Annotated in this window: 11 protein-coding genes; 9 read left to right on the plus strand and 2 right to left on the minus strand. The window is 43.1% G+C overall.

Translation table 11 applies throughout. The features are described 5' to 3' along the window. Positions 1–51 precede the first annotated feature (51 nt). Positions 52–699, plus strand: coding sequence for a response regulator transcription factor (locus ACW689_RS17190; protein ID WP_476293241.1), 648 nt, complete (start codon positions 52–54; stop codon positions 697–699). A 44-nt stretch (positions 700–743) separates the two neighbouring features. Here the strand turns inward: ACW689_RS17190 and purU are convergent, their stop codons facing one another. Both purU and ACW689_RS17200 read right to left on the minus strand, forming a co-directional pair. After that, the gene (purU, locus tag ACW689_RS17195) at positions 744–1574 is read right to left on the minus strand and encodes a formyltetrahydrofolate deformylase (RefSeq protein WP_476293242.1); all 831 of its coding nucleotides are present in this window, start codon (positions 1572–1574) and stop codon (positions 744–746) included. 104 nt (positions 1575–1678) lie between these two features. Beyond that, positions 1679–5113 carry a PAS domain-containing hybrid sensor histidine kinase/response regulator gene (locus ACW689_RS17200; RefSeq protein ID WP_476293244.1) on the minus strand — a complete coding sequence of 1145 codons (3435 nt, stop codon included), beginning with the start codon at positions 5111–5113 and terminating at the stop codon, positions 1679–1681. Positions 5114–5487: 374 nt separating this feature from the next. On the opposite strand from ACW689_RS17200, the gene ACW689_RS17205 reads away from it, so the two are divergent. From ACW689_RS17205 to ACW689_RS17240, 8 genes are all read left to right on the plus strand, one after another. After that, on the plus strand, positions 5488–5751 hold the full coding sequence (locus ACW689_RS17205; protein WP_476293246.1) for a DUF4212 domain-containing protein: 264 nt from the start codon (positions 5488–5490) through the stop codon (positions 5749–5751). 11 nt (positions 5752–5762) lie between these two features. Continuing rightward, complete coding sequence (locus tag ACW689_RS17210; RefSeq protein WP_476293329.1) at positions 5763–7487, plus strand: sodium:solute symporter family protein; 1725 nt, start codon at positions 5763–5765, stop codon at positions 7485–7487. Positions 7488–7561: 74 nt separating this feature from the next. Then, entirely contained in the window at positions 7562–9400 is a 1839-nt protein-coding gene (locus ACW689_RS17215; RefSeq protein ID WP_476293247.1) for a DUF294 nucleotidyltransferase-like domain-containing protein, read from the plus strand. Between the two features lie 2 nt (positions 9401–9402). Beyond that, a complete protein-coding gene (locus ACW689_RS17220) occupies positions 9403–10026 on the plus strand; it encodes a 3'-5' exonuclease (RefSeq protein WP_476293248.1) in 624 nt (207 codons plus the stop codon). 109 nt (positions 10027–10135) lie between these two features. Further along, positions 10136–11149 carry an erythrose-4-phosphate dehydrogenase gene (gene epd / locus ACW689_RS17225; RefSeq protein ID WP_476293249.1) on the plus strand — a complete coding sequence of 338 codons (1014 nt, stop codon included), beginning with the start codon at positions 10136–10138 and terminating at the stop codon, positions 11147–11149. A gap of 41 nt (positions 11150–11190) precedes the next feature. Next, the gene (locus tag ACW689_RS17230; protein WP_476293250.1) at positions 11191–12369 is read left to right on the plus strand and encodes a phosphoglycerate kinase; all 1179 of its coding nucleotides are present in this window, start codon (positions 11191–11193) and stop codon (positions 12367–12369) included. Positions 12370–12511: 142 nt separating this feature from the next. Beyond that, positions 12512–13576, plus strand: a complete 1065-nt coding sequence (gene fba / locus ACW689_RS17235) for a class II fructose-bisphosphate aldolase (RefSeq protein ID WP_476293251.1) — start codon at positions 12512–12514, stop codon at positions 13574–13576. A 430-nt stretch (positions 13577–14006) separates the two neighbouring features. After that, positions 14007–14957, plus strand: coding sequence for a porin (locus ACW689_RS17240; RefSeq protein WP_476293253.1), 951 nt, complete (start codon positions 14007–14009; stop codon positions 14955–14957). The last annotated feature ends 33 nt before the right edge of the window (positions 14958–14990 follow it).

Genomic DNA, 14990 nt, shown 5'->3' on the forward strand with positions numbered 1-14990 from the left:
TATATCGGCTGTCACCTTGTTAGATGACAGCCGAATTTTTAGGAGCCTACCATGAATCAGTTTTTAATCGCAGATGATCACCCGCTATTTCGTGAGGCGCTCAAGGGCGCGTTACAAAATCGATTTGAAGCGCTGACTGTGTTTGAAGCTGATACTTTTGACAGCACGCTAATCGCATTAGAGAAATATGAAGAGTTAGACTTATTACTGCTTGATTTGCACATGCCGGGCAGTGGCGACTTATACGGTCTGATCCGTATTCGTGAAGATCACCCAAGCTTACCTGTGGTAGTGATATCGGGTAGTGAAGACTTATCGGTTATTTCTAAAGTGATTGGCTACGGTGCAATGGGTTTTATTCCCAAATCATCTTCATCTGAGCAGATAGCAGAGGCAATAGATACCGTGCTGGAAGGGGACACTTGGTTACCTGAAGGCATGAAAGATGAAGTGGCGAGTATAGAAAATGAAGATAAGGAACTTGCACAACAAGTGGCGTCTTTAACGCCTCAGCAGTACAAAGTCTTGCAGTATTTACACGAAGGATTACTGAATAAACAAATTGCATTTGAGTTGCATATTTCTGAAGCAACCGTAAAAGCGCACATTACCGCAATTTTTAGAAAGTTGGGCGTGTACAACCGTACGCAGGCGGTACTGATCGCATCAAAATTACAACTAGAACCCATTGAAGCTTAGTATGAAAAAGCGCATCGGCGCTTTTTCATACTAAGCCATATTTATTAGCTAAACACCACCGTTTTGTTGCCATTGATAAATACTTTATGTTCACAAGCAAGTTGAATTGCCTTGCAGAACACCGTTTTTTCAATGTCTCGGCCCATTTTCGCCATACTCTCAGCATCATTGGCGTGGCTTACCTGAGTCACGTCTTGCATGATGATTGGCCCCTCATCTAGCTCATCGTTTACAAAGTGTGCCGTTGCCCCAATGATTTTTACGCCACGCTCAAATGCTTGATGATAGGGTTTTGCTCCGATAAATGCGGGTAAAAATGAGTGATGAATATTAATGATACGATTGTTAAAACGCGCCACAAACTCGGGGCTTAGAATGCGCATATATTTAGCTAAACCTATGATGTCTGGCTGATATTGTTCGATCACTTCGGCCATTTTTTCATCATGCTCTGCTCGGCTTAGCCCTTCATGTGATACACAATGAAACGGCACACCAAATCCTTTCGCGAGTGGTTCAAGATTTGGATAGTTTGCGATGACCGCAAGCACTTCAATATTCATTGCATTTTCAAATTGCTTAAGCAACACGCCGCCCAAACAATGGGCTTCTTTAGTGGCAAGCAACACCACTTTGGTTTTTTCACCGTGATGCAGTGCAACCTTGGCGCCTGTTGGCAGTTGTGCTTGTAACTGAGATAAAAATTGCGGGCTAGGTTCGCCTGTAAGCTCCGTGCGCATAAAAAATCTTGCGCCTTCTTTGTCTACAAATTCATTGTTGCGTGTGATATTTAAATTATGTTCATAACAAAGGTTGGTAATTTTCGCGATCAATCCAATGTCATCGGCGCATTGCGTGGTAAGTATATAGTTCATTGTCCCCATTCCTGTTGTGTTACTGAGTACTTACTTTAAAAGCAAAGCGCACGTTAGGAAAGAAAAATTTATGCATCTAAAAAGCTAGAGATAAAAACAATTGTTTATCTTGCAAAATTCAACAGCGCTTTAAGCTTTGCAGGCTTGACCGGTTTCGACAAATAATGCACTTTGGCCTCTTTGGCTTGCCCTTTAACTGTTTCGTCACGTACCGCGGTGATTAAAACCGCGGGTACTGGTTGCTGCCAAATATCACGTAACGTAGCAATGAGGGATAGGCCATCTAGGTCATCGCCTAATTGGTAGTCCATCAAGAGCATGTCAGGTGCTGGATTGCTTTGTGCATAGGCGGATACATTAGCGGCCGTTTCAAAAAGTTGGTACTCACATTGCCATTTGTCTAATAGGCTTGCCATTGCTTGTAGATTTTTAGGGTCGTCGTCTATGGCAAGAACGCGTACTTTCGGTTGTTCAATTGCTTCGCTTGCTGTGGTGGGCCGCGATTCTTTTTGCTCTGCTAACTGTGCTTCGCCTTTTGGTATGGTAATGCTAAAGCGGCTGCCTTTATCGACCACAGAAGTCACTTCCAGCTCTATGCTAAGCAGATCACATAGCCTTTTTACGACACCCAGTCCTAAGCCAACACCTTTATTGTCGTTGGTTTTGATACGATAAAAATCATTAAATACCTTATTTAATTGATGCTCTGCAATACCCGGGCCGGTATCCCATACTTCCAATCGTAAGCTGTGTTTTTTATCTCGACAGGCCACCAGTACTTTACCTTGCTCTGTGTATTTCACAGCATTAGAGACCAAGTTTTGAATAATGCGACGCAGGTACGTGGTATCACTATGCACGACGAGGTGATTGCTGCGTACTTTTAATGTGAGGCCTTTCTCTGCAGAAACAATGGCATATTCGTTGGCTAGAGGGCCTAGAATATCATCAATATTGAAATGTCGCGGGCTGGGTTTCATCGCTCCTTGCTCCAATTTGGCGATATCAAGTAGCGCAGACATTAAATGCACGGTGGAATCGAGGCTGTCACTGAGCTTTTCAAAGTTACCTTGATCTTGTTTGCTCAACGTTTGCTCATTAATCGCGCCCAAGTAAAGTCTTGCGGCATTAAGAGGCTGCAAAATATCATGACTTGCCAGTGCCAAAAATCGCGTTTTACTGTCATTCGCTTGCTCGGCTTCCTTTTTGGCGGCCGTCAGCGCGTGTTCTGTATCGATACGCGACGCGATTTGTGCTTGTAGATCGGTGTTTATGGTTCTGATCTCTTGCGTACGCGCTTCAATGCGATTTTCCAGATCCATGTTTATTTCTTCCAGCGCATTTTGGGTAGCAATATGCATAGTGATGTCAGAAAAGCTGGTGACAAAACCACCTTCGGGCAAAGGGTTGCCCGTCATTTCATAGACTTGGCCGTCTTTACGGTGACGAATAAAGTGATGGGGTGTGCCATTTCGTAAATGTTGTACGCGTTTTTCAACAAGGTGATCTATTTCGCCGGGGCCACACTCACCGCGCTCGGCATTAAAGCGAATGACTTTCTCAATGGGCAGGCCAACTTCTAGAAATGCTGGGGGATAGTCAAACATTTCAGTGTAACGTTTGTTCCAAGCGACTAGATTTAAGTCTTTGTCTACCACTGAAATACCATGACTGAGGTTTTCAAGGGAGGTATAGAGTAAGTTTTGATTAAATTGCAGGGCTTGAGTAGTTTCATCAAAAAAATTGACGACTTCTTCAAATGCCATTTGCTTACCTGAAGAGACCGCTTGGATAAGTGCCTGTGCGGAAGATGCCCCAAGTACACCCGTTAAAGCACGCTCACAGTAGGCGATAAAGTCAGGCTCAGGGTGGGCATTGTTATCGTCAATATCATGGGTGAGCGCATAATGACTCAGTAACTGCCCTGAGCGTTGGATACCCAAAAACGTTTGCAGTAGCACTTTGAAGTCATACACACTTGCTTTAACGTGTTTATTGGCTCGTTTAGTAAAGGTTGCTTGTTCTTTTGGATTGACGAACGCTGCCGCTTGGATTTTATCGATAAGACGCTCATGGGCTGCGAGTGAGAAACTCACATAACAAGTGATATTCGCGATCAGTGCGGCCAAAGTACCTTGTGTAATGATGCTTTGCCTTAATGCGTAATCAAGCGTAACACCAGCATCCATAACAGGGACCATCAAAAATAGAAACCAGCATACAAAGCCAGCCAATAAGCCGGCATAAACACCGTAAGCATGGCCTTTTCGCCAGTATAAGCCACCGACAATGGCTGGCAGCAATTGAGTCACCAATGAAAAAGCAACTAGCCCCATGCTTGCTAGGGCTTCACCATGACCAAACCATTGTTGGTATAAATAAGCCAGTAGTAAAATAGCGGCAATAGTGACTCGGCGTATATTTAAAATGGATGCTTTATAGTTACGGGTGAGGGCGCTACGTTTTAATTTTCGTTTTAAAAACAAAGGCAAAATAACATCGTTTGAAAGCATTGTACTGAGCGTAAGCGTCGCGACCACAATCATGGCGGTGGCAGCAGAAAGACCACCAATAAACACAAAGGTGGTGATGATAGGGGACTCTTGCGTGAGTGGCAGTGCCAACACAAAACTATCGGCAGCCATGCCTGAGCCAATTTGTGGGTGTATTGCTGCGGTGGCAATCGGAATGATCATCGCACCAATCAACAACAAGTATAGAGGAAAGGCCCATCTAGCAGTATTAAGGTGCTTTCTATCTTGGTTATCAACCACAGTGACGTGAAACTGTCTGGGTAAACAAATAATAGCCGCAGCGGCCATCAGTGTTTGACCGAAGAAGTTAAAGTTGAACGATTCAAACTCAAACCAATGTGCGAGCAATGGGGTTGTATCTTCTGGTTTTTGCATCAATGCATAAATGGCTAAGGCGGCCACTGCGCCAAGTGCCAGTAACTTAACTAAAGACTCAAACGCGACCGCGAGCATTAATCCTGAGCGGTACTCCGTGACATCTACTTTTTGCGTACCGAAAAAAATGGCAAATAGTGCCATGATCAATGTACCGACCAGTGCCAGTACTGAACCCGACACTTGCTCCCCTTGTTGTAGCAATAAAAAGCTGCTGCTAAGCGCTTTAAGCTGCAAAGCAATGTAGGGAATGGTGGCAAGCAGTGCAATCATCGTGACCATAACACCTGTTGCCTGACGCTTACCGTAGCGCGCTGAAATAAAGTCTGCAATGGTGGTGATGTTTTGTTTTTTACTGACCAATATCAACTTTCTTAAAAAGCCATGAGCAAAGAAAAATAACAGCGCGGGGCCGAGTAAAATAGGTAAATAGTGCCAGCTGCTTTCTGCAGCAGTACCTACAGAACCATAATAAGTCCAGGAAGTACAATAGATCCCGAGCGAAAATGCATAAACAAAAGGGTGGCGACTAATTGCCATTGCTTTTGGTGTGGTTTTATCCCCCCAATTTGCGAGCCAAAAAAGTACGCCGATATAACATACCGACACTAATACGAGCGCTGCCGTCATTCTTCTTCTTATTTAGTTGTCATGAACCAACCATACCATAATTTGCGCCAATGTCTTTATGAATGTGCGCGGAAAGCTCTTCATAAGTTGTTGTTAGTATTAAGTAAATTCAAATAAGCAAGTTGGTTAGACTAATGTCGTATAAGCGTCATATTTCTCAAACATAGGTGGAAGAAAATGAGAGAGATTTTCTATGGGTTTGTTTTTATTGAGTTTTTATCTGTATGAATCTTTCTCAAGGTGCAGTTAACGTAAACGTAATCGTGTTACTACGACTAAGGTCTCAATTCCTTCTTGCAATGCCATTGCTAAGGTAATTAATGACAATTTAACACCAACACATTGGCGTATTTTGCCAATGAAAGGGGATACAAATGGCTTTTAAAGACGAAGAACAAGCAAAAGCATATTGGTCGGAAAATCTCGCCCTGATGTTCAAGCTACTGGCAATTTGGTTTGTCGTGTCGTTTGGCTTTGGCATTTTATTAGTAGATGTACTCAATGAAATTCGCTTTTTCGGATTCAAATTGGGTTTTTGGTTTTCTCAGCAAGGCGCAATTTATACCTTTGTGGCTTTGATTTTTGTCTACGCATTTAAAATGAATGCGCTTGATAAAAAATACGGCGTAGACGAATAAGGGGCGCAATGATGGATGTACAAACTCTCACTTTTATTATTGTTGGCCTCAGCTTTGCGCTGTATATCGGCATTGCGATTTGGGCGCGTGCAGGCTCAACAAAAGACTTTTATGTTGCTGGTGGTGGCGTACCACCTTTTGCCAATGGTATGGCAACTGCTGCCGACTGGATGAGTGCCGCGTCATTTATTTCTATGGCTGGGATCATCTCGTTTGCCGGCTATGATGGAGGTGTATACCTGATGGGGTGGACCGGTGGCTACGTATTGCTGGCCCTTTGTTTAGCGCCCTACTTACGTAAATTTGGCAAGTTTACTGTGCCAGACTTTATTGGTGACAGATATTACTCGCAGGTGGCGCGCGTGGTTGCCATTTTATGCGCGATCTTTATCTGCTTTACTTATATCGCAGGTCAAATGCGCGGTGTGGGCGTGGTGTTCTCGCGCTTTTTAGAAGTGGATATTGAAACCGGTGTTTATATTGGCATGGTGATTGTGTTCTTCTACGCTGTGCTAGGCGGCATGAAAGGGATCACCTATACGCAAGTTGCGCAATATTGTGTGTTGGTGTTTGCCTATCTGGTACCTGCAATTTTTATCTCGATGATGATGACTGGGCATTTACTACCACAAACGGGTTTTGGTGCGACGCTGGGGGATGGTTCGGGCATGTATGTTCTCGATAAACTCGATGGCCTCAGTGCCGAACTGGGTTTTGCGCAGTACACCGAAGGGTCAAAAAGTATGATTGATGTGTTTGCTATCACAGCAGCGTTGATGGTCGGTACTGCTGGTTTACCGCATGTGATTGTGCGCTTTTTCACAGTGCCTCGTGTGAAAGACACGCGAATTTCAGCGGCTTGGACATTGGTCTTTATTGCTATTGTATACACCACAGCGCCAGCGGTTGCCTCATTTGCGCGCGTCAACATGATAGACACGATTAATGGTAAAGATGGTAGTGGTACCGCTTACGCAGACGCGCCAACATGGGTTAAAAATTGGGAAAGAACGGGCCTAATCGTTTTCGAAGATAAAAACAACGATGGCAAAATGTCTTACTCCGCAGGCAAAATAGAAGATCCCAACAGTGCAAATGAAGTGAAGATTGACCGCGACATTATGGTATTGGCAAACCCAGAAATAGCCGATTTACCAGCATGGGTGATTGCACTTGTGGCGGCGGGTGGAATTGCGGCCGCATTGTCGACTACAGCTGGGCTATTGTTGGTGATTTCTACTTCTGTTTCACATGATTTACTTAAGCGTACGCTCAAGCCAGATATTAGTGACAAACAAGAGTTACTTGCAGCACGTTTGTCTGCCATGGTGGCGATTGCTATTTCCGCATACTTTGGTATTAATCCACCTGGTTTTGTGGCTTCGGTTGTGGCTTTTGCCTTTGGTTTGGCGGCGGCGAGTTTTTTCCCTGCGATCATTATGGGTATATTCTCAAAGCGCATGAACAAAGAAGGGGCGATTGCGGGCATGGTGACTGGGATCACATTTACTGCGGCATACATTATCTACTTTAAGTTTGTTAGCCCTGAATTGAATACACCCGCAAACTGGCTATTTGGTATATCACCAGAGGGGATTGGTATTGTTGGTATGATGATCAACTTTGTCGTGGCGGCACTCGTACTCAAGCTAACCGCTGAAACGCCTATTGAAGTGCAACAAATGGTTGAAAGTATTCGTAATCCAAAAGGTTCCAGTGCAGCACAAGCGCACTAAAATAAATGATATGTAAAAAGAAACTCAGCATATTAGGCTGAGTTTCTTTGTTTTTTGCTCAGAAGGAGAACGGCATGACAGCAGAGATAGCTGAAGTAAAGCAGTTCATTTCAACGCAAACGCCCTTTAACGAGCTCCCCGAGACAGCCAGTCATTTTTTTGCCACTCATTTAGAGGTAATTTATTTAACCGAGCACAATACACATCAATGGTTGAAAAGTAGTCATATGTGTCTGTATTTAGTACGTTCAGGCAGTTACGATTTAATCAATCCGAATGGGGATATTATTACTCGTCTTGCGCAAGGAGATTACTTTGGTTATCCCTCTTTGCTTACTGGTGAGCCAATCAAAAATCAGTTGCAAGTGACGGCTCCAGGCTTAGTTTATGTGCTCAAAGAAGCTGACTTTGAATTTTTGCGCCGTGAATACAAAGCATTTGAACAACACTTCGTTAAAGCCCATGCTAACCGACTACTGTCTTCTCATTATAAGCAGCAACGAGATGATTGGTCCCAAAAAAAGGTCAAGGAGGTGATGAGCCGAGGGGCGGTGTCTTTAACAGCAATGGCAAGTATTGTTGAAGCGGCAAAAACGATGAGTGAGCACAGCGTGTCGTCAATCATTGTTAGTGAACAAGATAAATTGATAGGTGTCGTGACAGACAGAGATCTGCGAAATCGTGTATTAGCAAAAAGGGTCGACCCAGAGCAAAGTATTGCCACTATCATGACGAGCTCGCCTAAGTATATTTTTGAACACAATCGGGTTTTCTCGGCGCTGCATTTAATGCTTAAGCACAATATTCATCACTTACCCGTGTTGGACGAGCATTTTAAGCCGTTAGGGATGCTGACGAGTACCGATTTACTGCGTCAGCAAAAAAGTGATCCTGTGCAGTTGATCAGTAAAATATATAAGTCACAAAGTGTTGCCGAACTTAAACTTCATGCTCAAGAAACGGGCACCTTATTAAAGCGCTTTTCTCACAACATCGACGATATTTCCCTGATCGGTAAATTATTAAGCGGCATCAGCGATGCGTTGACATCGAGATTGATCTTTTTATTTCAACAGCAACATGGGCCTGCACCCTGCTCATTCAGTTGGATATGTTTTGGTTCTCAAGCCCGAGAAGAGCAAACGTTGCACTCTGATCAAGACAACGGTCTACTACTTGCCAATGATATAAGTGAACAGCAGTATCAATACTTTGCTCAAATGGGGCGCTTCGTATGTGAACAATTGGCTGTATGTGGCATAAAGCTTTGCCCTGGCAACATTATGGCCAGTAACCCACAGTGCTGTGGGACACTTTCCAGTTGGTTAAAACGGTTTGCAAAGTGGATTGATGCCCCTACGCCGAAAGCCATGCTCAATTGCAAAATCTATTTTGATTTACGCTTTATAGATGGCTCAAGTGTTTTGTATCAAGACTTTACTAATCAGTTAAATCAGCTGACTAAAAATGAGTTGTTTTATGCCGCGATGGCCACCGATATCAATACGAGTTCTGTGCCACTTGGGTTGTTCCAGCAATTTAAATTAGAAAAGGACCAGCATCAGCACAAGTATTTAGATCTCAAGCGACGAGGTGTGGTGATCATTAACGATTTAGTGCGCTTGTATGCTTTGAAGGCTGGTATACACAAAGCCAACACGCTCGCGCGATTAGAAGCATTACTAGAAGGGAGTTTACTGAGTAAAAAAGACATTTATGACCTAAAAGATTGTTGGCGATTTTTCACTCAGTTGCGTTTTAAAACGCAATTTGATCAAGCGCACCTTCCTGAAAATTGTGTCAACCCGCAAAGTCTTACGTCACTAGAACGTCATCAACTCAAAGAAGCATTTTATTTAGTGAAACAGGCACAACAGGCATGCGCATTTAAGTTTGCCAGAGGCAGTTTATAACTATGTTGAAGTGTTATTGGCAGCGTGTGCTTAGTTACTTTAGATTGAAAAAGTTGGAATTTGATACTGCCGCTTATGTGGTGCTTGATTTGGAGCTAACCAGCTTGAACAGTAATCATAACGAAATGGTGTCTATCGGTTGGTTGCATATTTTCGAGCGTAAAATTGATTTAAGATCAGCTCGATACTTTCTCAATAAAGAAGTAAAAACACTGTCGCAAAGTCCTATTTATCACGGTATTGATGAACAGCAACTCCAAGCGGGAGATTCGTTATTTCATATCATGACGGAGCTTGCACAAGCAATGAAGGGGAGGGTGTTAGTGTGTCACAATGCCACACTAGATTGGTTGTATATTCGCCGTATATGCTTGCAACTCAAAGTGCCCATCGAACCACTCGCGGTGATTGACACACTTAAAATTGAGCAAAGACGTTTACTGCGTCAGGGTAGCATGCTCGCAGAGGATAGTTTGACGTTAACCAATTGTAGAAAACGCTACCAGTTGCCTGATTCTTGCAGTCACCACGCGCTTAGTGATGCGCTTGCTACAGCAGAACTATTGCTTGCTCAAGTGAACGCAATCGGTGCAGGAAAATGCATTAAATTGGCTGACTTAGTTTAAAAAAGTTTGTCATTTCCCTTACACATTTAGGCTTGGTCGATTACAATAGCGCCATCTTCGGGAGCAAACGCTCCTTTTATTTTTTGCATTTAGCTGGATTTTCAATTTAATGACAATCAAACTGGCAATAAATGGTTTTGGTCGTATTGGGCGCAATATCGTGCGAGCTTTATACGAGTCTGGTCGCCAGCATGAGATCCAAATTGTAGCGATAAATGAATTGGCAGACCCTAAAGGGGTCGCGCATCTATTAAAATACGATACTTCTCATGGACGATTCGCTTTTGAAGTAAACCATCAGGCACCTTATTTAAATGTCGCGGGTGATGACATTCAGTTGTTCAGCGAAGCAGACCCAAGTTTATTGCCTTGGCATGCGTTGGATGTGGATGTGGTACTGGAATGTACAGGGGTTTTTCATTCCCGCCAAGATGCGCAAAAGCATTTAAACGCTGGGGCAAAAAAAGTGCTATTTTCCCAGCCTGCCGACGCAGATGTTGATGCAACGATTGTTTATGGTATCAACGATGAGCAGCTTGTATCTGAACATACGATAGTCTCGAATGGTTCGTGTACTACAAACTGTATTGTCCCCGTGGTTAAAGTATTAGATGACGCGTTTGGTATTGAATCGGGTGCTATCACGACGATTCATGCATCGATGCATGATCAGCAAGTGATTGACGCTTATCATAGCGATTTACGTAGAACACGTGCCGCGAGTCAGTCAATTATTCCTGTCGATACTAAACTTGCACGCGGTATTGAGCGTATTTTACCTAAGTTTCATGGTCGATTTGAGGCCATCGCGGTGCGTGTACCAACCATTAATGTTACCGCGATGGATTTGAGCGTTACACTCAATCAAGATGTGGATATTGACAAGGTCAACCACATTCTCAAAGGGGCTTCTTCAGGTCGATTAGAAGGTATTTTAAGTTACACAGAAGAACCGCTCGTTTCGGTGGATTTTAACCATGACGCACATTCTTGTATTATTGATGGCACGCAAACACGAGTTAGTCATAAACGGTTAGTAAAATTATTGGTGTGGTGCGATAACGAGTGGGGCTTTGCCAATCGTATGCTCGACACTGCGGTGGTGATGCACGCTGCCAAGTAACAATTTGAATAAAAGAAGTATCGTAAATAAAGGAGATCTCCATGTCAGTCATTAAAATGGCCGATTTAGATTTAAGCGGCAAGCGCGTTTTAATTCGCGAAGATTTAAATGTGCCTGTTAAGGAAGGCAAAGTGACCTCCGATGCGCGCATCAGAGCATCTTTACCAACCATCAAACTAGCCTTGGAAAAAGGCGCTAAAGTGATGGTGATGTCACACCTTGGCCGCCCAACGGAAGGTGAATATGATGCACAGTTTTCACTGCAACCAGTTGTTGACTACTTAAACGATGCACTTGAGCATAACGTGCGTCTAGTGACTGATTACCTTGATGGTGTTGATGTTGCAGATAATGAAGTCGTTGTGTTTGAAAATGTACGTTTCAACGTCGGTGAAAAGAAAGATGACGAAACGCTATCGAAAAAACTAGCTGCATTATGTGATGTTTATGTCATGGATGCATTTGGTACGGCACACAGAGCTCAAGCTTCAACTCACGGTGCGGGCTTATATGCGCCAGTTGCATGTGCGGGCCCTTTGCTAGCCGCTGAGCTAGATGCATTGGGCAAAGCACTTGATAATCCTGCGCGCCCATTAGTTGCAATTGTGGGTGGTTCAAAAGTATCGACTAAATTAACAGTGCTTGATTCCTTGTCAAAAGTGGTCGATCAGCTTGTAGCTGGTGGCGGTATTGCTAACACATTCATTGCTGCAGCGGGCAATCCCGTAGGAAAATCTCTGTATGAAAAAGACTTAATTGCAGAGGCAAATAAGCTAACAGCAGCTGCACGTGCAAATGACGGTGATATTCCAGTACCAACCGATGTGGTTGTCGGCACAGAATTCTCAGAGTCAGCCGTCGCGACTATCAAGAATGTGAACGAAGTGACAGATGAAGATATGATCTTTGATATTGGTCCTGATACTGCAAATACGTTAGCAAAGATCATCGAACAAGCTGGCACGGTTGTGTGGAACGGCCCAGTAGGTGTATTCGAATTTGACCAATTCGGCAACGGTACAGAAGCAATCGCAAACGCTATTGCTAAATCAAAAGCGTTTTCAATTGCCGGCGGTGGTGACACCTTAGCTGCGATTGATAAGTACGGTGTTGCTGATGATATTTCATATATTTCTACCGGCGGTGGTGCCTTTTTAGAGTTCTTAGAAGGGAAAAAACTGCCAGCAGTAGCTATGCTTGAGAAAAGAGCAAACGTATAATTTTTAAAAGGCCAGCGTTCGCTGGCCTTATTTGTTGTTGTCACTCTCACTTAGATTGCAGCAAATAAACGTGGCGCAGCCACAAAACAATTTATCCGTTCAAACAAGATAGTTTCGGCTATCGACTATTGGAGAAAGCAAAATGGCTTTAATCAGTATGCGTCAACTTCTTGATCATGCAGCAGAGCATGGTTATGGGGTTCCAGCTTTTAACGTAAACAACCAAGAACAAATGCGCGCCATTATGGAAGCGGCTGATAAAACCAACAGCCCGGTTATTGTGCAAGGTTCTGCGGGGGCACGCGCTTACGCTGGTGCGCCGTTTATACGTCATATGATCTTAGCTGCAATTGAAGAGTGGCCACATATTCCAGTGGTAATGCATCAAGATCACGGCACTTCTCCTGCGGTATGTCAGCGTTCGATCCAGCTAGGTTTTTCTTCAGTTATGATGGATGGCTCATTGCTTGACGATGGTAAAACACCTTCCAGCTACGAGTACAATGTTGATGTGACTCGCCGTACAGTTGAAATGGCGCACGCATGTGGCGTATCAGTGGAAGGTGAGCTTGGTGTATTAGGTTCATTAGAAACGGGTGAAGCGGGTGAAGAAGATGGCATTGGTGCCGTTGGTAAATTATCACACGATCAACTTTTGACAGATCCAGAAGAAGCGGCTGACTTTGTGAGTAAAACGGGTGTTGATGCTTTGGCGATTGCCTGTGGTACCTCACATGGTGCTTACAAGTTTACTCGTCCACCAACAGGTGACATCCTTGCAATCAACCGCATTAAAGAAATTCACGCGCGTATTCCAAATACGCATTTAGTAATGCATGGCTCATCATCAGTTCCTCAAGACTGGTTAGCGGTGATCAATGAGTATGGTGGCGAGATCCCAGAAACTTACGGTGTACCAGTAGAGCAAATCGTGGAAGGGATCAAATATGGTGTGCGTAAAGTAAATATTGATACAGACCTACGTTTGGCATCTACAGGTGCAATTCGCCGTCATTTAGCGCATAACCCAGCCAACTTCGATCCTCGTAAGTTTTTAGCGGAAGCGACCAAGGCAATGACTGAGATCTGTGTTGCGCGTTATGAAGCGTTTGGCACCGCAGGTAACGCAAGTAAAATTAAACCAATTTCTTTAGATGATATGCACTTACGTTATTTGTCAGGGGAGTTAGACGCTCAGATCAAATAATAACTAACACTGCTATTTGAGAATAAAAAGCCTCGATTTCGAGGCTTTTTTTGGATCAAAATTTTACTAGCTGATCGTGTTTTAAGATCAATGAGTTACTGATTGATGCTTGTTTGGATCATTATTTTACCAGCTTGGAACATATTGATCGTCGATATGCTGGTTTTTAAAGGGTTTCTAACTAATCTAATGGTTATTAAGGCTTTTATTACGGTGTAAGCTAGTAATATAGTGATCCCAGACGGATCAACTTAGTAAGAATTTGATCCAAAACAGTGTGCTTAGTATAAATTTGATCTCGGAACGCTTTATTCCTTGATCTCCTCTAGGAAACGTCTAATTTTTATAATGTAGTTCTTTAATTTACTATCTCTATATGGGCCCACGGAGTTTGGACTCTGGATCTTCATTAACTGAGGCTGCGCAAAAAATGAAAACAACTAAGTTAACGGTTTTTTGTTCTTTTTTATTAATATCATCAGGCTTTGCTAGTGCTGAAGATGTTAAAGTATATGGCCGTGTGCACGCCGGTGTGCAATATAGTGATGTAAGCGATGAAAATGAGACAAGTATAGAGAGCTATGCCTCCCGACTTGGAGTTAAAGGCGATGCTCAGGTTAGTGAAGGACTTGAAGCGTTTTTTAAATATGAATTCGAAGTGAACCCTGCTGATAATGATAAAGACGGTAAAAGTGGTGAGAATATTACTGCTCGCTCTCAGTATGTAGGGCTAAAGGGTAGTTTTGGACAAGTCTTAATTGGCCGTGATGATACAGCGATGAAAAAATCACAAGGCAAAATCGATATGATGAATGACTTTGAAGCTGATATAAAGCAGTCATTTGCAGGTGAAAACCGACTAGGTGATACTATTCAGTACACAACGCCTGAGCTGAATCATATGAAGTTTGTAGTGAGCTATATCGCAGAAGACAATAGCAAGCAAAAAGGTAAATCTGGTTTATCTATTGCTGGTATGTATGGCGATAGCAAACTTAAGAAAACCCCTATTTACGTTAGTGTTGCTCATGATAGTGAAGTGGCTGGGTATGATATTAACCGAGTCACGATTCAAGGTCGAGTTGGCGACGCTACAATTGGTGGGGCATATCAACAAAGTGAAAAAATTGATAGCAGTGACACTGTCGATAGCTTTGTTGTCAGTGCATCATATAAAATTAATAGTTATAAACTATTGGCTCAATACCAAGATTCAGATGGCGCCCATGGAAAATTATCTGACTCTGGTAGTACCACTTCTGTTGGCGTAGAAAAAAGTCTTTCAAAGCAAGCGCGTATGTATTTTTGGTACTCTCAATTTAGTTTAGATAACACACCTGATGAAGATCATATGGCCTTAACGCTGCGCTATGATTTTTAATATTTAATTTCAGAAAACAAAATAATTTAGTAA

Source organism: Pseudoalteromonas sp. ABE4_541 (assembly GCF_056312285.1).